The sequence below is a fragment of the Hyunsoonleella jejuensis genome, assembly GCF_900111025.1.
Classification (GTDB): Bacteria; Bacteroidota; Bacteroidia; order Flavobacteriales; family Flavobacteriaceae; genus Jejuia; species Jejuia jejuensis.
On the sequence record NZ_FOFN01000001.1, the window covers coordinates 345,884 to 367,920 of the forward strand.

The 22,037-nt window shown below is 34.9% G+C and carries 19 protein-coding genes and 2 tRNA genes; 12 read left to right on the top strand and 9 right to left on the bottom strand.

Annotation, left to right across the window (positions count from 1 at the left end; genetic code table 11):
* Positions 1-30 precede the first annotated feature (30 nt).
* The 3 genes from BMY39_RS01475 to BMY39_RS01485 all read left to right on the top strand — a co-directional run bounded on the left by BMY39_RS01475 (position 31) and on the right by BMY39_RS01485 (position 3,496).
* On the top strand, positions 31-1,848 hold the full coding sequence (locus BMY39_RS01475; RefSeq protein ID WP_092574490.1) for a TonB-dependent receptor plug domain-containing protein: 1,818 nt from the start codon (positions 31-33) through the stop codon (positions 1,846-1,848).
* A 220-nt stretch (positions 1,849-2,068) separates the two neighbouring features.
* On the top strand, positions 2,069-2,929 hold the full coding sequence (locus tag BMY39_RS01480; protein ID WP_092574492.1) for a cupin-like domain-containing protein: 861 nt from the start codon (positions 2,069-2,071) through the stop codon (positions 2,927-2,929).
* 75 nt (positions 2,930-3,004) lie between these two features.
* Positions 3,005-3,496: a DUF6646 family protein gene (locus BMY39_RS01485; protein ID WP_092574494.1), complete on the top strand. Its 492-nt coding sequence runs from the start codon at positions 3,005-3,007 to the stop codon at positions 3,494-3,496.
* A gap of 266 nt (positions 3,497-3,762) precedes the next feature.
* Here BMY39_RS01485 and BMY39_RS01490 read toward each other — a convergent pair whose 3' ends face one another.
* Positions 3,763-4,236, bottom strand: a complete 474-nt coding sequence (locus tag BMY39_RS01490) for a regulatory protein RecX (RefSeq protein ID WP_092574496.1) — start codon at positions 4,234-4,236, stop codon at positions 3,763-3,765.
* A gap of 106 nt (positions 4,237-4,342) precedes the next feature.
* Between BMY39_RS01490 and BMY39_RS01495 the strand changes: the two genes are divergently transcribed.
* The gene (locus BMY39_RS01495; RefSeq protein WP_177176518.1) at positions 4,343-6,775 is read left to right on the top strand and encodes a T9SS type A sorting domain-containing protein; all 2,433 of its coding nucleotides are present in this window, start codon (positions 4,343-4,345) and stop codon (positions 6,773-6,775) included.
* A 65-nt stretch (positions 6,776-6,840) separates the two neighbouring features.
* Here BMY39_RS01495 and BMY39_RS01500 read toward each other — a convergent pair whose 3' ends face one another.
* The 4 genes from BMY39_RS01500 to gdhA form a co-directional block, all read right to left on the bottom strand.
* Complete coding sequence (locus BMY39_RS01500; RefSeq protein ID WP_177176519.1) at positions 6,841-9,252, bottom strand: TonB-dependent receptor plug domain-containing protein; 2,412 nt, start codon at positions 9,250-9,252, stop codon at positions 6,841-6,843.
* Between the two features lie 3 nt (positions 9,253-9,255).
* On the bottom strand, positions 9,256-9,975 hold the full coding sequence (gene recO, locus BMY39_RS15010) for a DNA repair protein RecO (RefSeq protein ID WP_177176520.1): 720 nt from the start codon (positions 9,973-9,975) through the stop codon (positions 9,256-9,258).
* Positions 9,975-12,320, bottom strand: coding sequence for a type IX secretion system anionic LPS delivery protein PorZ (gene porZ, locus BMY39_RS01505; RefSeq protein WP_092574501.1), 2,346 nt, complete (start codon positions 12,318-12,320; stop codon positions 9,975-9,977). The genes recO and porZ overlap by 1 nt, the downstream gene beginning before the upstream one ends.
* A 119-nt stretch (positions 12,321-12,439) precedes the next feature.
* Positions 12,440-13,783, bottom strand: coding sequence for an NADP-specific glutamate dehydrogenase (gene gdhA, locus BMY39_RS01510; RefSeq protein WP_092574506.1), 1,344 nt, complete (start codon positions 13,781-13,783; stop codon positions 12,440-12,442).
* Positions 13,784-13,976: 193 nt separating this feature from the next.
* On the opposite strand from gdhA, the gene BMY39_RS01515 reads away from it, so the two are divergent.
* On the top strand, positions 13,977-14,783 hold the full coding sequence (locus tag BMY39_RS01515) for a THC0290_0291 family protein (protein WP_092574510.1): 807 nt from the start codon (positions 13,977-13,979) through the stop codon (positions 14,781-14,783).
* Positions 14,784-14,825: 42 nt separating this feature from the next.
* Positions 14,826-15,527: a DUF3298 and DUF4163 domain-containing protein gene (locus tag BMY39_RS01520; RefSeq protein ID WP_245738125.1), complete on the top strand. Its 702-nt coding sequence runs from the start codon at positions 14,826-14,828 to the stop codon at positions 15,525-15,527.
* Here the strand turns inward: BMY39_RS01520 and BMY39_RS01525 are convergent.
* Positions 15,507-15,971, bottom strand: coding sequence for a DinB family protein (locus BMY39_RS01525; protein ID WP_092574519.1), 465 nt, complete (start codon positions 15,969-15,971; stop codon positions 15,507-15,509). The genes BMY39_RS01520 and BMY39_RS01525 overlap by 21 nt on opposite strands.
* A 57-nt stretch (positions 15,972-16,028) precedes the next feature.
* Here BMY39_RS01525 and BMY39_RS01530 point away from each other — a divergent pair, with 57 nt between their 5' ends.
* Positions 16,029-16,382, top strand: coding sequence for an arsenate reductase family protein (locus BMY39_RS01530; RefSeq protein WP_092577511.1), 354 nt, complete (start codon positions 16,029-16,031; stop codon positions 16,380-16,382).
* On the opposite strand, the gene BMY39_RS01535 is transcribed toward BMY39_RS01530, so the two are convergent.
* From BMY39_RS01535 to rseP, 3 genes are all read right to left on the bottom strand, one after another.
* Positions 16,383-16,454 (bottom strand) — tRNA-Arg (locus tag BMY39_RS01535). It abuts the gene before it with no gap.
* Positions 16,455-16,493: 39 nt separating this feature from the next.
* A tRNA-Asn gene (locus tag BMY39_RS01540) sits at positions 16,494-16,567 on the bottom strand.
* A 73-nt stretch (positions 16,568-16,640) separates the two neighbouring features.
* Entirely contained in the window at positions 16,641-17,987 is a 1,347-nt protein-coding gene (rseP, locus tag BMY39_RS01545) for an RIP metalloprotease RseP (RefSeq protein WP_092574521.1), read from the bottom strand.
* A gap of 172 nt (positions 17,988-18,159) precedes the next feature.
* Between rseP and BMY39_RS01550 the strand changes: the two genes are divergently transcribed.
* From BMY39_RS01550 to BMY39_RS01570, 5 genes are all read left to right on the top strand, one after another.
* Positions 18,160-18,831, top strand: a complete 672-nt coding sequence (locus BMY39_RS01550; RefSeq protein ID WP_092574524.1) for an SCO family protein — start codon at positions 18,160-18,162, stop codon at positions 18,829-18,831.
* A gap of 250 nt (positions 18,832-19,081) precedes the next feature.
* Positions 19,082-19,318 (top strand): FeoA family protein, encoded by a 237-nt coding sequence (locus BMY39_RS01555; protein ID WP_092574526.1) that lies wholly within the window; start codon positions 19,082-19,084, stop codon positions 19,316-19,318.
* Positions 19,311-21,410, top strand: coding sequence for a ferrous iron transport protein B (gene feoB / locus BMY39_RS01560; protein ID WP_092574528.1), 2,100 nt, complete (start codon positions 19,311-19,313; stop codon positions 21,408-21,410). Before BMY39_RS01555 ends, feoB begins: the two co-directional genes overlap by 8 nt.
* A complete protein-coding gene (locus BMY39_RS01565) occupies positions 21,411-21,548 on the top strand; it encodes a FeoB-associated Cys-rich membrane protein (RefSeq protein WP_092574530.1) in 138 nt (45 codons plus the stop codon).
* A 72-nt stretch (positions 21,549-21,620) separates the two neighbouring features.
* On the top strand, positions 21,621-22,019 hold the full coding sequence (locus BMY39_RS01570; protein WP_092574532.1) for a hypothetical protein: 399 nt from the start codon (positions 21,621-21,623) through the stop codon (positions 22,017-22,019).
* Positions 22,020-22,037: the final 18 nt, after the last annotated feature.

Sequence of the window (22,037 nt, forward strand, 5' to 3'; positions counted from 1 at the left end):
TTTTGCAGCGTTTTTAAATCATACATTTTTATGAGAACCAAACTTACTTTTCTGGCAATTATATCTGCTTTTGTTATAGGCTATTCACAGGAAAAACCTCAGAAACAAAAGCTTGATACAGTAGTAATCTCCTCTACAAGAATTGATTTACCGTTTAAGGAAAATTCTAGAACTATTGATGTCATTACTTCAGAAGATATTAAAAACAGTGGCACAAACAATATTGCCGATTTATTACAACAGGTGGCTGGTGTTGATATAAGACGTCGCGGAACCGCTGGAAGTCAAGCCGATTTGTATATTCGTGGTGGAAGTTTCGACCAAACACTATTGCTAATTGACGGTATTAAAATGGATGATGCACAAACGGGCCACCACACCATGAATGCAGCATTACCCATTGAAGTTATTGAGCGTATAGAAATTATAAAAGGACCTGCAGCACGAGTATTTGGACAAAATGCATTTACTGGAGCCATAAATATTGTAACCAAAAAGCAATTGAAAAATACGGTATCTACGAACTTAGAAACTGGTTCTTTTGGGCAATTGAATGGGTCCGTTACCGTTGGTTCAGAGTTAGAGCATTCCTCTCATATTATTCATGCGGGGAAACTAACTTCGGAGGGTTACAGAAATAATTCAGATTATAACAACTCTAACTATTTCATTAAAAGTATATTTAATAAAAAGGCACAGGCCATCGAGATGATTGCTACGTTTTTCGATAGAAAATTTGGGGCGGAAAACTTTTATACTACAAACCCAGATTGGAACGAATATGAAGAAACACAAAACAGTTTAATTGGATTTACCACAACCTTTACATCTGAAAATTTAAAAATAAGACCTCGCGTGTATTGGAAACGCAATCAGGATATGTTTCTTTTAAAGCGCAACGAACCAAACTTTTTTAGAAACCTACATATTACAGATAAAATAGGAGCAGAAGCAAATGCATCATACAATTCAAACCTTGGTGTAACGGGTTTCGGAATCGATATGTCAAAAATCTATATAAGGAGTAATAACCTTGGGAATAGAAACCGATTTATGACAAATTTGTTCTTAGAGCACCAATTCAAATTATTCAATGATAAATTGGATGTTACGCCAGGTATAGCTGTGACGTATTTTTCAGATTTTAAATTTCATGCCTTTCCGGGTTTAGACGTTGGTTATAGATTAAACGACAGCTTTAAAATTTACGCAAACACAGGTAACACCTATCGTATTCCAACGTATACTGATTTATTTTACAGCGATCCTGCAACTGTTGGTAACGAAAACCTAGAACCAGAAGAAGCACTTTCGTTTGAATTTGGAGGGAAATACTTTTCAACAAAATTCAATGGTTCGTTCGCAGTGTTTTATAGAGACGCCAGTAAATTAATAGATTATGTAAAGGAGAATGCAGCAGACCGTTTTATGGCCACTAACCTTCGTGATTTATATACCAAAGGGTTTGAAGCAAATGCAAGCTATAACTTTAAAATAGGCCGTATGCCTCAAAACTTAGCAATGGGTTATACCTTTATTGAAGACGAGGTGGGCGATTTAAATATCAATTTTTCTAGATATTCGATTAATTCATTAAAACATCATTTCACCTCGCGTTTGAGTTCGCAACTCTCTAAAACCATCAATTTTAACGTCATCTACAAACATGCGGAGCGCACCGCAGGCCTAAGCTATAATGTTTGGGATGCTTCAGCTGTAATCACAGTTAAACAGTTTGAGTTTACCCTTACCGCAGCTAATATTTTTGATGCGGAATATATTGAGACAGGCTTTGTACCAATGCCACCTAGCAATGTGCTGTTTGGCTTACGCTATGGTTTTAATTAAAAACTATTTTGAATAAAACTTTCTAAAGCTTCGCGTTAGGGATTGTGCTTCGAGTACCTCAGCAACCATAGTAGCAGCTTTTGTTCCCACTATTTGGGAAATAAAATGATTAACGGAAAGCCCTATCTACAGTAATACGCTTGCGGTAGAAAGGCGCCCAAAATACTATTTAGTAATTAGTAACGTTTTGTTAACTTTGTAATAGTAAACTAAACTAAATTTGGCGTTGAACCTACAGGATATTCCGCGTGTAAAAACGATTACGAAAGCTGAGTTCTTAAAGGACTATTTTAAACCTCAAAAACCTGTGGTTATAGAGCGTTTTATTGAGGATTGGCCTGCGTACAAAACATGGAATTTAGAGTATTTTAAAGACATTGGTGGCGATTTAACGGTGCCTTTATACGACGATAGGCCGGTAGATTATAAAGATGGTTTTAACGAACCGCATGCTAAAATGAAGCTTAGTGCATATATAGATTTACTAAAGCGCGAGCCTACCAAATACCGTATTTTTCTTTGGAATGCCCTTAAGGAAATTCCGCAATTGCAAAACGATTTTACGTTTCCTGATTTTGGGTTGCGCCTTATGAAAGGTATTCCTATGTTATTTTTTGGGGGGCGCGATTCATATACATTTATGCACTATGATATTGATTTGGCCAATATTTTTCACTTTCATTTTGAAGGTAAAAAAGAGTGTATTTTGTTTGACCAAGAACAGAACGATTACTTGTATAAAATTCCGCATTCCTTAATTACAAGAGAGGATATCGACTTTAAAAATCCTGATTTTGAAAAATGGCCCATGCTAAAAAGGGCCAAAGGCTATAGAACAGAGCTTAACCATGGTGAAGTATTATACATGCCCGAAGGCTATTGGCATTACATGCGCTATGTAACTCCAGGATTTTCCATGAGTTTACGCGCCATTGCTAGAAACCCTAAAAACCTTGGTAAAGCCGTTTATAACGTTTTTGTAATGCGAAGTTTTGATAATGTAATGCGGCGTATTAAAGGCCAGAAATGGATAGATTGGAAGAACGAACAAGCCATTATTAGAACGCACAAACACTTATAAAACCTTTGCAGTTATAAAACTTGTAATATCTTTGCGCTCTTAAAACAAAAACTCAAATCAACAAATTATAGTAAAATGAAAAAACTAATCTTAGTAATAGCAATTTTAAGTGTTTCGTTTATTGATGCACAGGCATACACTGGCAAAAACGATAATAAGTTTCAAGTTGGTTTAAATGCCCAAGATAATGGCACGGGTATTAATGTAAGTTATGATTACGGTTTTGGTGACAATATCTCTTTTGGATTTTCATCAACCTACCTTTTAGGTGTTGAAGAAGCCATAAATGCTGATTTTGGAGACCGTTTTGATGTAAGAGTTCGCTTTAATGCCAACTTAGGCAACGTTATTAATGCCGGAGAAAATTTTGATGTGTATCCGGGTTTAAGTTTAGGCTTGAAGAATTTTGGTGGCCATTTGGGTGCGCGTTATTTCTTTTCGGAAGGCTTTGGTATTTATACTGAATTTAACACGCCATTGGCAAAATTTAATTCAGATGGGTTAACACCAGCTGAAATGCTGCACAACCAATTCACGTTTAACTTTGGGGCAAGTTTCAATTTATAGAATCCATTAGGCTCTGACAATTTGAGTGAATTTTACTCCCGAAACCTCGGGAGAAATGAGTAAAATTTGCACTTCGACTTGGCTTATTAGAACTATAAAAAATATGAAATATGATTTAAAAGTTTTAGCTGTTTAAAAATTGTTCTCGATACGATTTTTTAAACAAAAAATCACTCGAACTGACACTTTTGGCTTTTTTTTTAAATATTTAGAAAAAACATTGTAAAGCGGATAAGTTTAAACACGTTATCCGCTTTTTTATGGATTTACCCGAAAAGTTCCCTAGCCTTTTCATACACTAAGTGCGATTCCCAGCCTCTATACAGCAGATAATCGATTATTTTTTGCTTTTTTTTGTACTTGTTAGTTTCGGTAATAGAATTCGCCTTTTTTTCGGCTAAATTATTGAAAACCTCGATGTACTCCGATTCTTCTATTTCTGCAAGTGCTTGATTTATATTAACTTTGCTAATGTCTTTTTGCTGCAATTCAGCAGTTAATCGGCGTCGGCCCCAAGCCTTAATTCTAAACTTACCACTTACATATGTTTTGGCGAACCGTGTTTCGTTAAGATAGTTATGCTGCAAAAGATGTACTATAATCACATCGATAGCCTCGGGTATCATGTGCATAGACTTTAGCTTTCGCCTAACTTCTTGATGACAACGTTCTTGATAGGCGCAATAGTGCTCTAGTTTTTTAGTAGCCTCTTGTACGGTATATGTTTTTTTGGTTTGCATTTTACAACATCAAAAATAACAATTGAAAATGATTAAAATAGTATAATTAATAGATCCAAATCTGCTATACTGCGTTTTTTATCGAAGTATGGTTTTAAAACTTAACATGATGAAAAAAATTACCTCAATATTACTATTGCTTTTAGCTTTTAGTTTTGGTTATGGGCAGACGACTTTGTCTGTAGGCGATATTGCCATTACTGGAGTTAATACTCAAAACCCTGACCAGTTTTCTTTTGTTTTATTGACAGATGTAACTGCTGGCACTACTATAAATTTTACAGATTTCGGGTGGCTAAGTAGTGGCTCTTTTAACACTTCCTTTAACGAAGGAGTAGTTACGTGGACCGCTTCTCTTGCTACAAGTTGTGGTACAGAAATAATAATAACAGATATTGGTGGCAATAACTATTCCTCGCTTAATTTTTCTGGAAGCGCAATTGGTTCAGCAGCTGAAACGGATGCTGGATTTGCTCTATCTGGAGGAGGGGATCAAGTCATTGCTTACCAGGGCACGCTGGCAGCTCCAACACTTTTATATGCGGTGCATGTTGCTAACAATAATGGTTGGACAGATGCAACGGATACTTCGAACAGTGCTGTTCCAGGGGGATTAACCGATAGTGTAAACGCTATGACCTTCAATAGAGATAACTGTATTTATAACCGTTCGGTATTAGCGAATCAAGCCTTAATTATTAATGCGGTAGCCGATGCAACTAATTGGTCTGGTGCTAATGGTGGTGGCCCTAATCGTCAAACACTTGGTGGTGCTGCTCCTTATACTTGTGTTGCCCCAGGAACATGCTCATCAACTGTAACATGGAATGGTACCTGGGTTGGTGGTACGCCAGATTTATCTACTGAAGTTATAATTAACGATAACTACGATACAACTACAGATGGAAGTTTTAGTGCTTGTACCCTAACCGTAAATGGTGGTTTCAACCTAAATATTAATGATGGCGATTATGTTGAAGTTGAAAACGATGTTACTGTAGATGGTCAATTATTTGTTCAATCTCAAGGTAATTTTATTCAAAATAATGATACTGCTACTTTTACAGATAACTCTACAAATGGTGTTTTAATGAATAAAACTAAAACAGTGGCTAATAAGTTTGTGTATACGTACTGGAGTTCTCCTATAAATAATGGACTTATTGAAAACGTATTTAGTACGGTACCAGTTGACAAACGCTTTGAGTTTATTGCTGCAAACTTTGTAGACTTAGAAGAGGAAATAGGAAATACGGGTACTTTTCTCCCCAATGCTGGAGTAGATGATATTGATGATAACGGCGACGATTGGAATTTCGCTTCTGGTGCTTTAGTGCCTGGTGTAGGTTATGCCATGAGAACAAATGAATTTGGACCAGCATTCCCTCGTCCAGAAACTTTTTCATTTATCGGTGAATTTAATAATGGGGTAATTACACAACCTTTGGTTAACAACAGTGGAGGTGCTTATAACGATTGGAATTTAATAGGAAATCCATACCCCTGTGCTATTAATGCAGACCGCTTTTTTGCCGTAAATACTGGAGTTGTTGATGCTATATACTTATGGGATCAATTTACTGCGCCAAGTGAAACTGCTAGCGGCAACGAAGGTTATAATTTTTCAGGTGCTGATTATGCCATGATTAATGGATCAGGATCTGTATCTAATGGAGCCTCTGGAACGATTCCTAATAGATTTGTCCCTTCTGGTCAAGGCTTTTTTGTCGAAGCCTTAAGTGCAAGTAATGTTACTTTTAACAATTCCATGCGATTAATTACCAATGATAACAGTCAATTTTTTAAGGGTAAAAGTTCAAAAAGTAATTCATCAGAAAACGAAAATAAACTTTGGATTAATTTAAGTTCGGATAATGGTGCTGCTAATCAAATACTGGTTAGTTATTTAGATGGTGCAACCAATAATAATGATGGTTCTTTTTATGATTTAAAACGTCCTGTATCCACAGGTAATAAAGCCTTACTCTATTCGTTTATTGAAAATGATAATGGTAAATTCGCCATTCAAGGTAAAGCAAGCAATAGCTTGGATACTGATGAAGTAGTGAAACTCGGTTTTAAAACCTCGATCGATGTAGCAACTATTTATACCTTATCTATTGCACAACTACAAGGCGACTTTTTATCAAATAATTCAATATACCTAAAGGACAACTTAACTAATACTGTTCATAATTTATCTGATAGCGATTATAGTTTCACTTCAGACGCAGGTGAATTTAATGAGCGTTTTGAAATCGTATTTAGTGCCGCTGCATTGTCTAATGATGCGTTTGTGTTAGATGCTAATACCATTAAAATTGTGCAATTAGATAACGAAACTATTCAATTTACTACAGAAGTATCAAACTTTACATCAATTAGCATTTTTGATCTTTTAGGTAGAAATTTATACGATTTAAAAAGCGAAACCAATACCGAAACTTATAACTTAAGCTCATTAAAAAATTCTGTTTACATTGCCTCTATGGAGCTAGCAAACGGTGCCACGGTTAGTAAAAAGTTCGTTAAGAAATAATAAAGTAACTGTTTTTAAGAAGTTGCAAAAAGCACGTCATTCCCTAGTAAGAATGGCGTCTTTTTTTACAAGCTATATTTTAGTGCAACAACAAGATTGCGCCCAGGGCCTGCAATACCAGAAGAGTAAGGCCTGTAACGTTGATTTGTTATGTTTTCTAAAGCAGCGGTTAATGTGGTGCTATAGTTTACTTTGTACTGCGTTCTAAAATTTAAAGTGTACCAAGACGGTGAATATGGATTTCCGTTGCGATCAGCTTTATAAATAAAATCCTTTTCAATTTCAGAAGGCGCCAATTGGTTAAACGATAATTCCCCGTTATAATTTGCAAAGGCATCTAACGTGAGCTTCTTATGCTTCCACAGCACATGCATATTACCAAAATTGGGGGCAACATGACGAATGGGCACCTCAATATTGTCGTTCTCTTCTGTACCTCCTGTAGCACTATACTGGGAGGTAAATTGTAAGGTGTTTGTAAGTGCTATTTTCAAACCTACTTCAAAACCATAAATCCATGCTTTTGATGCATTTTGTATGGCTTGCACATTACTCAATTCACCATCATACATAATTTCGGTTGCTCCGTTTAGTGTATAATCACGTCGCACGAGTGCATTGTCTAAATATGTATAGTATGTACTTAAATCTAATATTAGTTTTTTATTAAAATCGAGTTTTAAGCCTATTTCACCACCATAGGCATACTCAGGCCTAAGGAATTCATTTGGTACTACAACCGAACCTGGTTCAGAATCGAACACCTTCCCTATATCATCAATATTTGGTGCTCTAAATGCTGATGCTGCGTTTAATTTCCATTGTATGGTTTCACTCGGAGACCACGTTAAACCAGCTGTTCCTGTTAGCGCACCTGCGGTATTTTTTGAACTTTGAAACGGTAAGTTTAAAAAACGATTGTTCTCGGTAAAATCTGCTTCTGAACCTACATGATTGAAACGTAACCCTGATTGAAATACAAACTTGGTGTTGGGTTTATACTTTAAACTGGTATAAATTGCTGCAGAAGACCATGTTGCACCGTTTGGATACCGAGATACTGTATTTGTAATGTTTCCCGTTTCGATATCTTCTGAAGTACCTACAGATGATACCTTATTAAACACATACTCTGCACCATAAAACAGGCTTGTTTTTTCGCTTAATCGTTTTTCAAAATCTAAGTTAAACGAATAGGCATCAACTGCTTCCTCTCTAATGCGTCTATCCGTTGATTGAAAATCCCTGTCGATCCTGCTTTCTTGGAAGTTTTGATACGCCACTGTTGCCTTAATCTTATCATACAAATTAGAGCGACTACTGAGCCTTGTTACTTGAAGGTTGGACATAAACCATTTTTGTGGGCCATAATACCATTCTGCAGACCTTAAATCGTCTCCTTGATAGCGGATAAGCCGGTCGTATCTTGGAATATCCGAAGATGTTGAATAATGCATTCCAAAATCAAAACTCAAGTTTTTATAAGGCTCAAACCTTACTTTTTGCATGAGGTTTAACTGGTTATACCCCGAAAATTTCTGAACTCTTGGGTTTGGATTATCAACTATAACATCGTTGCCATTAGTTGAGCTCACAAATTCTGGCCGTAAATAATCTTCTGGTCCATGTAAACCCATTTCTAAATCGTTAAAATCGGTATAACTAGCACTTGTTAAAAAGCCCCATTTTTTATAGCCTAAATTCAAATCTAAATGTCCTGTCTTTTCATCACTGGCAGAAGCATATCGCACTACAGCATTTGCCTTTACCATCAAAGTATCCACATAGGACAATTGAGGATTCTTAGTGTAGAAACTCATTACACCACCTATGGCATCACTACCATAAATTACAGAACCCGAACCCAAAGTAACCTCTGTACTTTGTATAGACAAGGGATCTACAGCTATAACGTTGTGCACATTACCACCTCTAAAAATAGCATTATTCATACGTACACCATCAACTGTAATGAGCAATCGGTTTGTAGAAAACCCCCGAATCATTGGGCTTCCACCTCCTAATTGACTTTTTTGCACAAAAACCGATCCTGTATTTTGCAATGCATCGGCCGTGGTTTGTGGATTGGTAAACTCAATAATTTCAGCATTACTGTTTACAATCTTTTGGGGTATGTCTCTTTTATGCTGTTCGAATTTAGATGCAGAAATAACGATTTCATTTAAACCTTGTGTATTGGCATCTAAAAATACAATGTTGGTTTTTATGATTTCAGATTTTCTTAAGGCTTTCGTGATGTGCGACAAATGTTGAAAATACAGGGTATCCGTCAACGCGAATTTACTTATGTTGGCAACACCCTTAAAATTAGTGATAACGCTTTTAGTTTTATTCGCATCAAAAATGGCAACACCAAAAATAGGCGCTTCGGTAATTGTATTTAGTATTTTTATGTCTTGCGCATTTACTACTTTAAGCAGTAGTAAAAACAGCAAAAGCATATAATGGCGCTTCATCTTCTAATTAAAAACCTGATTAAAAATTTGCAGTGATTTTGGGGTTTTAAAACTGCCCAAATGTAATTCAAAATAAAGCAAAATCATATTTAAAAACGATTGTCTTTTTTGTGCATTTATCTTTATGGTTTGTAATGCATCAAATTTTATACCTAAAAGCTGCTTTAACAGTGTTAAATTTTCACCTGAAACACAATATTTTCCGTAATCTCTCATTTGAAAACTACCATCTTCTAAATTGAAAAAATTACTGTTTAGTTGCGTTGTATCGGGATAGAAACCCAAATATTTTGTGAGTTTTAATAAAAATAATAAATGAAAATTGGCATCATCTGTTTTTGCATCAAACCAAAGTAAAGTAGTTTCTAAATAACTGTATAGCGCTTCGTTTTTTTCTTCTTCCTGCAACGTTGTTGCCAGTATTTCTGAAAGAAACATCACCACAGAACTTTTTAAAATATGCGAGTGCAACGTTGCATATACTGCATTAGATTTAACGTCTTTTAACGTATAAAGCGAGCGGTTTTTTGTATAGTTGAAAACAACCTGTATTTGCGATAGAAGTTGAAAATAGGCCGTTTTTGCAGCAGATTTTTTAGATTTTAGTACACCAAGAACCAAAAAGCTAATAACGCCATGTTCCTGCGTGTAGCATTTTACGATTAAATCGTTATCTCGATACTTTAATTTTGATAATACAATGGCGTTTGTAGTGCTTAACATTACCTTACAACCATTAGTTTAATAACTTTAGTTTCAAAACTATCTAAATCTGAAAGCATAATAAGATATACTCCAGAAGCTACAATATTATTAGCTAGGTTTTTTCCATTCCAATAGGCAATACCTCCATCTACTTCCAAATTATAGCCTTGATATCTTTGATTGGTTCTCGATTGAGCTTCTGCCACCAAATTTCCCTCAATATCTGTAATCTTTATATTAACGTTTTCAGGTAAATCTCTAATTTTAACTTTTTCTTCAACTATATCAAAACCTGGCCTTACTGGGTTTGGGTATGCATAAGATTTTGAAAAGTCTTCTTTAGTAGAGGCACTCCCTGTTTTGTATGACACCAATCCTTTTTCTGTTCCTATATAGAGTATACCGTTTGATTCATCAAAAGACAAATCTGAAATATTATCAGAAGGTAGTGGAGAGTTTTCTTTTGTAAAATGAAAAATAGTTTGTTGTCCATCTGCAGAGAAATAAAACAAACCTGCCCCTATTGTTCCAATCCACTTATTATTAGAACCATCAACAACTATTTTGGAAATAAATTGTTGAAAAAGTAACTCCTTGGCAACACCATCTTCCGAGATAATTATTTCATCAACTCTTACATTATCATTTTCAAAAAAACCAGAAGTATTATATAAAACCCTCAATCCTCTGAAGGTTCCTATCCACAGTTGATCTCGTTTATCAATAGCTAGCGCAGTTGCAAATATAGAAGGCATATTCTCATCTTCTTCACTTATTTTTTTAATCTTTTGTGTACCGCCTTCATTGTTAAAACCAATAACACCAAAATTGAAACTTGATACCCATTTGGTGCCGTCTCTACCCAACACCAAATCTCTATATCCCAAATTGATACCAAACTCATCTGGGACAATGGCAGTAAAATCGTATGAGCGCCATTCTCCATTTGAAGGATTATATGATTTAAGAGGCTTGGGTATATAACTAGTTACTGTCCATAGCACCCCATCTTCATCGAATATTGAGGGGCCTACCCTAATATCAACATAATTGGGGTTTGTTGGTAACACCAAAGACTCTAGACCACTATTTTCATTATTATATAAAAACGTGGGTACGCCCTCATTAACCTCCAATAAACCATTAAAAAAGGAACTTATAAAAACTTGATTTACATTAAATGGGTTAATTGCAATGCTATTTAAACATTTTGCTTCTAAAGCGTCACTGTAAGGGATATTTAACCAACTGGTACCATCATAATAGCTAAAGCCTCTGCTATTAAGCGGATAAGGGTTAAAAAAAACTGAATACTCCCCAAAGGTCACCCATAAGGTATTAGCAAAAGCTTCTAAGGAAAACGGTGTGTTTAACAGAGGCCCATCTGGATGTATCTCTTCAAAACTATCAGTAGCTGATATTGATGTTTTTAAAACACCAAAATCTCTAGTACCTACATATATATCGTTAACACTTATGGTGGCCGACGTATATCTTGTATTAAATTCTTCAGTAAGATTTACTTGGGCCAACAAGTTAAAGCCTTCACCATATACAAAAACATTTCTATCTGTACTTAATACAAGATTATTATCTACCGCTGTAATGCCTAAAGGCGCACTACTGTATTGAAAAAGGTTTGTTAGCGAGGTGTTTTCAACTTCATAAATTACTCGGTTACTTGCAGTGGCATACAAGGTATTTGTGAGTGCCTCGATACCTAAAAAATCGCCTGATGTTATGACTTCCCAATTTTGAAAATCAATTAAGTTTGGATTATTTATGAGGGCTCTTCTTATACCTCCACCTCTACAAGCAGCATAAATGTAATTGTTAAAAATTGTAGTTTGCGCTACTTTTATTTGACTGCCTTGGTCTCCTATAAAAAAGGTATCTCCAAACTCAAGACGTTCTAAATCGAAAACAGAAATACCATAATCTGTGGCTATAAAAACTGAGTTTTCAAAAACATTAAAATGGTTTATTCTTTTGTTAGAAGCCGGAATAGTTACTTTATCTAGAATATCAACTACGGTTAATACATTATCATCATTATCTAAAACCACCTCAATTAAACCATTCTCATAGCCTATTAGCAACAGCTCGTAGGTATTGTTGTAGTGTATTGTAGAAATATTGTCTCCAGATAAACCGTTAACGGTGGTTATTTGTTTTATATCTTGGGTGTTAATTTCGTAAGTAAAAACTGCATTTTCAGTGGCTGCATAAATTTTATTATTCCCTTTTACTACAGAATTAATATTATTATATGAAAAGTGTCCTTTCCAAAGTGCCGAAAAGTCTTGAGCAAATTGTAAAGATGGTAGCAAGAAAACCAATAAAACAAAAATATTTTTTAACATAGCTCCTTTTTCTGCTTCAAATATATTTATAAGTAACGAGTTTTACTTTAAAATAATATACTTAAAACAAAAAAGCTCCTCTTAAAATGAGAAGCTTTTAAAATGTTTTACATTACATATTACACAACACCTTGTGCCAACATTGCATCGGCTACTTTCACAAACCCTGCAATATTTGCACCTCTAACATAATCTATATAACCATCCTCGTCTTCGCCATATTCCTTACAAGACTGATGAATATCTGCCATAATTTCCTTTAGCTTTTTATCCACCTCTTCTCTTGTCCATTTATAGCGTAATGAGTTTTGCGTCATTTCTAAACCAGATGTTGCAACCCCTCCTGCATTAGATGCTTTTCCGGGAGCAAATAAAATTTTGGCTTTATGAAATTCTGCAATAGCCTCTTTAGTCGATGGCATATTAGCACCCTCGCTTATGCACATGCATCCATTTTGTAACAATGCTTTAGCATCGTTACCATCCAACTCATTTTGAGTTGCACACGGTAGCGCAATGTCGCACTTCTCGTTCCACGGTGTTTTACCTTCATGGAACTTCGCATTTGGATATTCTTCCAAATATTCACTTATTCTACCTCTTTTCTCGTTTTTAAGATGCATTACAAACTTTAGCTTTTCTGCATCAATACCGTCCTCATCAAAAATATATCCAGAAGAATCTGATAGTGTTAAAACCTTAGCTCCTAATTGAATGGATTTTTCAGCCGCATATTGTGCTACGTTTCCAGATCCAGATATCACCACCGTTTTTCCATCAAAATTATCATCTTTTGTTTTTAACATGTTTTCAGCAAAATATACTGTACCGTAACCTGTAGCTTCTGGTCTAATTAAAGACCCCCCCCAAGTCATACCCTTTCCTGTTAAAACCCCAGTAAATTCGTTTCTTAACTTTCTGTACATTCCAAACAGAAACCCTATTTCTCTTTGGCCAACACCAATATCTCCTGCTGGTATATCCGTATTAGGACCAATATGTCTAAACAACTCACTCATAAATGCATGACAAAATCTCATTATCTCATTGTCGCTCTTTCCTTTAGGGTCGAAATCACTACCACCTTTGCCGCCACCCATTGGTAATGTTGTTAGACTATTTTTAAACACCTGTTCGAAGGCTAAAAATTTTAAAATACTTGCATTAACGGTTGGATGAAAACGCAACCCTCCCTTGTAAGGGCCAATAGCAGAATTCATTTGAATTCTGTATCCTCTGTTTACTTGAATTTCGCCATCATCATCAACCCAGCATACTCTAAATGACACCAAGCGTTCTGGTTCTACCATTCTAAGTAATACATTTTTTCCATAGTAAATATCGTGTTTAACGATATAAGGGATAACGGTTTCTGCCACTTCCTCAACCGCTTGTAAAAATTCTGGCTCATGAGCGTTACGCTCTTTTACCAAATCCAAAAACTCTGAAATTATTTCTTTCATCGATTAACAAATGTTTAAATTTTAATGAAAATACAATTTTGAAGCGCAAATATACGTTATCTTTAAAAATAATGCGTTTCTTTTTAATATTTCGCAATACAAAGTAAAAGCCAAATGCAGTTTATCAGAAAAATTTGGTGGTTCATCGAGTTTTTATATATTTGTTGCGTTAACGCCTCGAAAACATAATCCTATGACGCTTAACTTAACACGTTTAGCTCTTTCTCTCTGTGTGTTTGCTATTTGGCAAACATCACATGCCCAATTGGGCTTCTCTCATGAAATCGGCGTTATTGCAGGCCCTTTAAAGATGAAGTCGGACTACGGTAGTAGAAATGATCTGAAAACAAATTTTGGTAACACGGGGTTTGGTATCGGTATCGTGCATTATATCAATTTCGCTTATCGTGCTGATTGTAACTGTTATACAACAGATACTTATTTTAACGATCATTTTAAATTACGAAATGAAATTTCTTGGAATAGAACTAAACTCGATCATCATGGAGAATGGGTGGATGGTTCTAGAACTTCCGCAGATGCAGACAAATTGAGAGCCCATACAGGTTATGCTAACAATCTTGATATAGGAACACAGTTGGAGTTTTTTCCATTAAGTATACGTTCCTTCCAAGCCTACGGGTATAGAGTTGCTCCTTTTATAAGCTTAGGAGTGCATTACACACATTATACACCAGAGGTAAGCACTACTTACAACAACCCCAATCCTTTAGCAATTGGAGACATTACTGATCCATCCAATTTTTATTCTGGATGGGACCCAGGAGATGTAGATGCTAATCCTGGAAATACCTGGTCTGTTGTAGCTAGTGTGGGGTTTAGGTATAAAATTGGAAAATTATCAGATTTAATGCTAGATCTAAGATGGCAACATTACTTTGATGACCGTGTAGATGGACTCGATCACGTATTGGAATACAATAAACATAACGATTGGCTACTTTGGCTTAACGTGGGGTATATTTATTATCTAGATTAAAATACATTTTATACATTTTCCTTGGCCAAAAGAACCTTTTTTTTGCTTTCAATTATCCTTTTAGTCCTTTCTTGTAAAAAAGAGGTTGGGAAACTTTCGTTTTCTGAAGTTGAAATCACAACTAAAAATAATAGTATAGTTGAAGTTTTTATTCCTAAAGCTTTAGGAAATACACGCATAGGTAAATCTATAAACCTAAATGTTGAGAATTATGTAGCATCATTACTTACCATTGGAGAACTTGAAGTTAGTGATGAATCGTTATCTATAACTACTCAAATTGATGCGTTTAATACTGAATACCGGAATTTCAAAAAAGACTTTCCAGAAATACCACAATATTGGGATGCACAAATAGACGGGGAGGTAAGTTTTCAATCTGCTGAAATAATAAGTATAGCTATAACTGCATACTTAAATACTGGAGGCGCTCATGGTAATACCACAATTTCCTTTTTAAATTTTGATGCTGCAACAGGTAAAGAAATTTCAAAAGAAAAGTTGTTTACCGATATGGAATCGTTTAAAACTATTGCCAAGTTATATTTCGACGAAGAAATCACAGATAAATCTATACTTTTTGAGCCAGATAATTTCGAACTCCCTGTAAATATAGGATTTTCAGAAGATGGCGTTATTCTTTTATACAACGCTTATGAAATAGCACCTTATGCCACAGGTATCATAGAATTTAAAATACCTTTTGAAAAAGTAAATGACTATTTAGTTTTTAATAGCCTTTAAAAGCGCCAATATATAGCCATAATGCAAACCTTCATGTATGGCCACAAATTGTAACGCCTCATCAATATTAGTTAACGTATTACCTGTTGTGGAAACCGTGTAAGCATTGTAGTTTTCAAAAACATCATCGTAATAATCTTCCTTTGTTTTTTCCAAGGTTGATAATAATAAGTCTTTAATTTCATCAACCTCAGCTTGAGACACATCACCATTTGGCTTAGTATCCTTTCTATATGTATTTATCATGTCATCTGATAATGTAGAATCTAAACCTGATAATTTATAGGCCAACAATTGCTCTGAAACCACAACGTGTGCAATATTCCAAATAATATTATTATTAAAACCTTTTGGTATTTTATTTAGGTTTTCTAACGTATTGTTTTCAATAATTTTTTTTAAAATACCTCGTGTATTTTCTAAAACCTTAAATGTAAAATCCATATCGTTTATTTTTTTGCTAAATATAGTTTTAATTTGCTTTTTGAAATAGATAAAACCATGAAAAAAGTATATTATTTAAAGACGTGTGATACGTGTAGAAGAATTTTAAAAGAGCTGAATTTACCTTCGGAATTTGAGCTACAAGACATAAAAACTGAAGCTATTACCGTTAATGAATTAGAAGAAATGAAAGCTCTTGCAGGTAGTTATGAATCGCTTTTTAGTAAACGGTCCCAACTCTACAAGAAAATGGATTTAAAGCATCAAGAATTAACTGAAAAAGATTATAAACATTACATCCTAGAACACTACACATTTTTAAAAAGACCGGTAATTATAATTGATAACAACATTTTCGTTGGGAATTCTAAGCAAACTTTAACAGCAATAAAAGACATTTTAAATTCTTAGTGACTCCACCAGGACTCGAACCTGGATCTAAAGTTTAGGAAACTCTTGTTCTATCCCTTGAACTATGGAGCCAAAAACTAAAAAGCCTTAACGTAACGTTAAGGCTTTTTGCTCCTCAGGCTGGGCTCGAACCAGCGACCCTCTGATTAACAGTCAGATGCTCTAACCAACTGAGCTACTGAGGAAGGTTATATTTCGCTTTTGCGAGCGCAAATATATATTAATTTTTATTTACAACAAATATAATAACTAAAAAAGTTAGTCAAAAATTGCCTTGTAAATATCGTTACCATTAGCAAATAAAACTAACGCTATCAAAATAAAGAAACCTACCATTTGTGCATACTCCATAAACTTGTCTCCTGGTTTTCTTCCTGATATCATTTCATAAAGCAAAAACATTACATGCCCCCCATCTAAAGCTGGGATTGGTAATAAATTTAATACTGCCAACATAATAGATAAAAATGCTGTAATACTCCAAAATGCTTGCCAGCTCCAAAAACTTGGAAATATGTCGTATATAGCTTTAAATCCACCAACACCCTTGTAGGCTCCAGTACTTGGTGTAAAAATCGCTTCTAGTTGCCCCCAGTACGAAGACAACCTATCTTTTGCTTTATTTAAGCCTACGGGGAAAGACTCAAAAAAACCATATTTTTTAATATCATAATCGTAATACCCTAGAGCTTCTAGGGTTTCAGGAGTAGACTGTGGTGCATACACCATGCCTAATTTTCCGTTGTCACTAATTGTTAAAGATGTTGGGAAATTTTCTCCTTCTCGTAGAATATTAGCAGGAACTTTTTGCCCTTTAAATTGATCTAAAGCCAGCATTACTTGATCAGCATATTTGGTTTCCACCCCATTTATGCCAACTATAATGTCGCCTTTTTTTATACCGCTACCAGCATTATAAGAGGTGTCTGGAACTTTAACCACAACAAAAGGCTGCCTTAAGCTTATTAATCCTCTCTCCTTAGAATCCATTAATTGCGCAAGAAAATCCTGAGGCATGATAATAGTGGATTGTTCTCCTGATCTTTCTATTAAAACTTCTTTACCAAAAAGTAGTTTTTCAGATATTTCAGAATAGGTTTCAATCTTTTCTCCGTCAACGGCTAAAATTTTATCTCCTGTTTGTAATCCAACTTTATTCGCAACGGAATTTTCAATAACCAACCCATCCTTAATGTTTTCATTCGGTAAAAACGTATCTCCATAAAAATAACTCATTCCTATGTAGATAAATATTGCCAAAACAAAGTTAACCGTAACCCCTCCTAACATTATAATTAACCGTTGCCATGCAGGTTTAGAGCGGAACTCCCAGGGTTTAGGTTCCTCTTTCATAGCTTCAGTATCCATACTTTCATCTATCATTCCAGATATTTTTACATATCCGCCTAAAGGCAACCATCCTATACCGTAAACAGTTTCTCCTATTTTTTTCTTGAACAATGAAAACTTCACATCAAAAAATAAATAGAATTTTTCTACTCTTGTTTTAAAAGCTTTTGCTGGAATAAAATGCCCTAATTCGTGCAGAACGATAAGCAATGATAAACTCAGTAAAAACTGTGATATTTTTATAACAAACTCCATATAATCTTCAATCAGATTTAAAATAACCGCACAAAAGTAAGGTTTTAAACCAAGTTTAAAAAGCAATTAAACAATTGCACCATGTTTTAACAGTAATTTAAGTGAACTCTAGCTTTTACACGATTTTAAAAGAACGTATTTTTGCATGAATTCTAAATTTTAAACCTGTAAAATGTTATCGTTTTTTAAGGATTATAAACTGTTTGCCATAGTATTTGGCATTATTTCGGTAATTATCATTTCAATTATTTACAATACCTTGAATGTGTACCAACCCTTACCAATTTATCAGCCCTCGATGGTAAGTACCGAATTGGTTGATAGCACGTTGCAATACAAAAAGAAATACCATAAAATTGCTGATTTTAGTTTGACAAACCAAAATGGACAAACGATAACCCAAGACAGCTATAAAGATAAAATATACGTGGCCGACTTCTTTTTTACGACTTGCCAAACTATTTGTCCTATTATGACGGATTATATGGCTGAAATACAAAAAGAAATTATAAACGATACGGAAGTGATGTTGTTATCGCATACAGTAACTCCTGAAATTGACACTGTAGCGCAATTGAAACGCTACGCCGAAAAAAAAGGAGTAAATGACAAAAAATGGAATTTAGTCACTGGTAACAAAAAAGAGATTTATAAACTAGCGCGTAAAAGTTATTTGGCGGTTAAGGAAAATGGTGATAGTGGCCCTTTTGATATGATACACACTGAAAATTTTATGCTGATTGACAAAAAGCAACAAATACGAGGGTTTTATGATGGCACTAACCAGGAGGACATTGATCGTTTACTTGACGATATTGCAATTTTAAAAGAAGAATATAAATAGAGAAAGCCTAATTGTGCTTTGCGTTAGGGATTGCAGCCCTTCGACTATGCTCAGGATAAACTCTGGCTTTTGGTCCCGCCAATGCGGGAAGCCAAAACTATTAACGGAAAGCCCGACCCGACACCTGCATTGAGCTTGTCGAAGTGTCAGGAAGGGAACGCCCAAATAAAATAAAACTTTAACCGCTATAACTTTTATACTTCTAAACAATTGTATTATTTTTGCTTCTTTAAAATCAATCTAAATAAGCTTGAAGGATACTTTGGCACATCTAAAACGCGGAGAACATGCTATAATTGCTGATGTTTCGTCTATTCATATTCCTTTAAAACTCTTAGAAATGGGATGTCTCCCCGGGAATTCTGTAGAGTTGGTTCAAGTTGCCCCTTTTCAAGACCCAATGTATTTAAATGTAAATGGCACGCACCTAGCCATTAGAAAAGAAACTGCTGCTCATATTTTAATAGAAAAAGTAACGCATGAGTAAACAAATAAATGTTGCTTTAATTGGAAATCCAAACACTGGAAAAACTTCGGTATTTAATGCGCTTACTGGTTTAAACCAAAAAGTGGGAAACTACCCAGGCATTACGGTTGAGAAAAAACAGGGCATTTGTAAATTACCTCGTGGGGTTAAAGCTCATATTATTGATTTACCGGGAACATATAGTTTAAACGCTTCTTCTCTTGATGAAAATGTGGTTATTGAGCTTTTGCTGAATAAAAACGATAAGGATTTCCCTGATATCGCTGTGGTGGTTACCGATGTTGAGAACTTAAAACGCAACCTCCTACTCTTTACACAAATTAAGGATTTAGAGATACCTACTGTATTGGTAATTAACATGGCAGATAGGATGAGGTACAAAGGGATTTCCTTAGATATCGACTATTTAGAAGAGAAGCTTCATACTAAAATAGCTTTAGTAAGTACGCGTAAAAATGAGGGTATCGATAAATTAAAACACCTTATTGCACATCATAAAGAGGTTTCGGTTAAACCTTGTTTAGATACCACTACTATAGACCCTACTTACTTTGGCAATCTAAAAAAGGCTTTTCCTAATCAACTATTATATAAACTTTGGTTGGTAATTACACAAGATGTGAATTTTGGCAAAACCAATAGGAAAGATTTTGATGCAGTTGCTGATTTTAAAACGAAAAGCAAAGGCGATTTAAAACGTTTACAGCAAAAAGAAACGATAAAAAGGTATCAATTTATCAACGAAGCTCTGGCAAAAGGGCAAACCATAGACTTAAGTCAAGCTAAAGATTTGCGTATTAAACTTGATAGAATTCTCACCCATAAAGTTTGGGGGTATTTAATTTTTGCCGTTATTCTACTTACTATTTTTCAAGCTATTTATGATTGGGCAGAGGTGCCCATGGACTTTATTGATAGCACCTTTGCCAGTTTAAGTGAATGGGTAAAAAACACATTACCACAAGGCGCATTTACCAATTTAATTGCTGAAGGTATTATTCCTGGACTAGGCGGTATTGTTATTTTTATTCCGCAAATTGCTTTTCTGTTTCTATTTATCGCTGTACTTGAGGAAAGTGGTTATATGAGTCGCGTAGTGTTTTTAATGGACCGTATTATGCGTCGTTTTGGTTTAAGCGGAAAAAGTGTTGTGCCTTTAATTTCTGGAACTGCCTGTGCAATTCCTGCTATTATGGCTACACGTAATATTGAAAGTTGGAAAGAACGTTTAATTACCATTTTAGTTACGCCTTTTACCACGTGTTCTGCAAGATTGCCTGTGTATTTAATTATTATTGCCCTTGTAATTCCTGAAGGACGCTTTTTTGGTTTAAGCTACCAAGCATTAACACTTATGCTTTTGTATTTAATAGGATTTGGAACTGCAATTCTATCGGCTTACATTCTCAATAAAGTTTTAAAAATTAAAAGCAAAACATTTTTTGTAATTGAAATGCCTAATTACAAATTACCACTTTTTAAAAATGTGGTTTTAACGGTGGTTGAAAAAACGAAATCGTTTGTTTTTGGAGCAGGAAAAATTATTCTAGCTATATCAATTGTGCTTTGGTTTTTGGCGTCTTATGGTCCTGGAAAAACGTTTAACAATGCTGAAAATATAGTAAAAACAGAATATGCTTCACAAAACTTGAGTGAAGAAGACTTACAGCAAAAAATAGCCTCACATAAATTAGAACATTCCTTTATTGGTATCGCAGGACACGCCATTGAACCCGTGATAAGACCTCTTGGATATGATTGGAAAATAGGCATTGCCATTGTAAGTTCATTTGCCGCAAGAGAGGTTTTTGTTGGTACTTTGGCAACAATTTACAGCGTTGGAAGCGATGAAGAAGAGACTATTAAAAACCGAATGGCGGGAGAGGTAAATCCTATTTTGGGTGGGCCGTTGTTTAATTTTGCTTCAGGAATTTCATTATTGCTGTTTTATGCTTTTGCTATGCAATGTATGAGCACCCTAGCCATTGTAAAACGCGAAACAAATTCATGGAAATGGCCTGTATATCAACTGGTTATTATGAGTACTTTTGCGTATATTGTAGCGTTAATTGCATTTCAATTACTTAAATAAATGAATGTAGTGGTACAAAACATATTAGTCTTTTCAGCATTAGCTATAGCTATTGTTTTTTTGGTTAAAAAATTCGTTTGGTCTCCAAAAAAGAAGTCTTCAAAAAGCTGTGGTATTGATGATTGTGGCTGCCATTAAGAATTATACCAAAAATTTTATATACTAATACTCATTTAACGTCCTATTTTAAAATTTACTAACTTTGTTTGAGTGAGTAGGTTAATTGCCATAGCATTATCAGGATTTATTCTAATCCAAAGCTTTCATATAGGTGCAGAAGACATTTTGCAAATAGATGAACTCATAGAGCACGCCCAATTCCATAAACAAGAATACGGTGATAGTTTTTTTGTGTTCGTATCTAAACACTACGGCGAACTAAAAGGTGAGCATAGCAAAAATCATCAAGAAGAACAGAGCGACCATGAGCAATTACCGTTTCAATGCCAAGGACACGGCATTACCATAACTGCGTTTTTGCCTTTTTACACATCAAATTCTTTTAATGATTATGAAGGTTTTAAATCTGTGGAATCAAATTTTCATTATCTAAACTCATACTCATCGCTTCACAAGGAAAAGCTCCTTCAGCCACCTAAACACGCATAATTCCTTTTACTTTTAAAA

Excerpts from the sequence above, each read along its gene's own strand:
- BMY39_RS01475 (WP_092574490.1), top strand. The coding sequence starts at position 31 with ATGAGAACCAAACTTACTTTTCTGGCAATTATATCTGCTTTTGTTATA.
- recO (WP_177176520.1), bottom strand. The coding sequence starts at position 9,975 with ATGTTAAGCACTACAAACGCCATTGTATTATCAAAATTAAAGTATCGA.
- feoB (WP_092574528.1), top strand. The coding sequence starts at position 19,311 with ATGAGTAAACAAATAAATGTTGCTTTAATTGGAAATCCAAACACTGGA.
- BMY39_RS01530 (WP_092577511.1), top strand. The coding sequence starts at position 16,029 with ATGAAAAAAGTATATTATTTAAAGACGTGTGATACGTGTAGAAGAATT.
- rseP (WP_092574521.1), bottom strand. The coding sequence starts at position 17,987 with ATGGAGTTTGTTATAAAAATATCACAGTTTTTACTGAGTTTATCATTG.
- BMY39_RS01525 (WP_092574519.1), bottom strand. The coding sequence starts at position 15,971 with ATGGATTTTACATTTAAGGTTTTAGAAAATACACGAGGTATTTTAAAA.
- gdhA (WP_092574506.1), bottom strand. The coding sequence starts at position 13,783 with ATGAAAGAAATAATTTCAGAGTTTTTGGATTTGGTAAAAGAGCGTAAC.
- BMY39_RS01550 (WP_092574524.1), top strand. The coding sequence starts at position 18,160 with ATGTTATCGTTTTTTAAGGATTATAAACTGTTTGCCATAGTATTTGGC.
- BMY39_RS01485 (WP_092574494.1), top strand. The coding sequence starts at position 3,005 with ATGAAAAAACTAATCTTAGTAATAGCAATTTTAAGTGTTTCGTTTATT.
- BMY39_RS01495 (WP_177176518.1), top strand. The coding sequence starts at position 4,343 with ATGATGAAAAAAATTACCTCAATATTACTATTGCTTTTAGCTTTTAGT.
- BMY39_RS01490 (WP_092574496.1), bottom strand. The coding sequence starts at position 4,236 with ATGCAAACCAAAAAAACATATACCGTACAAGAGGCTACTAAAAAACTA.
- BMY39_RS01500 (WP_177176519.1), bottom strand. The coding sequence starts at position 9,252 with ATGAAGCGCCATTATATGCTTTTGCTGTTTTTACTACTGCTTAAAGTA.
- BMY39_RS01515 (WP_092574510.1), top strand. The coding sequence starts at position 13,977 with ATGACGCTTAACTTAACACGTTTAGCTCTTTCTCTCTGTGTGTTTGCT.
- BMY39_RS01565 (WP_092574530.1), top strand. The coding sequence starts at position 21,411 with ATGAATGTAGTGGTACAAAACATATTAGTCTTTTCAGCATTAGCTATA.
- porZ (WP_092574501.1), bottom strand. The coding sequence starts at position 12,320 with ATGTTAAAAAATATTTTTGTTTTATTGGTTTTCTTGCTACCATCTTTA.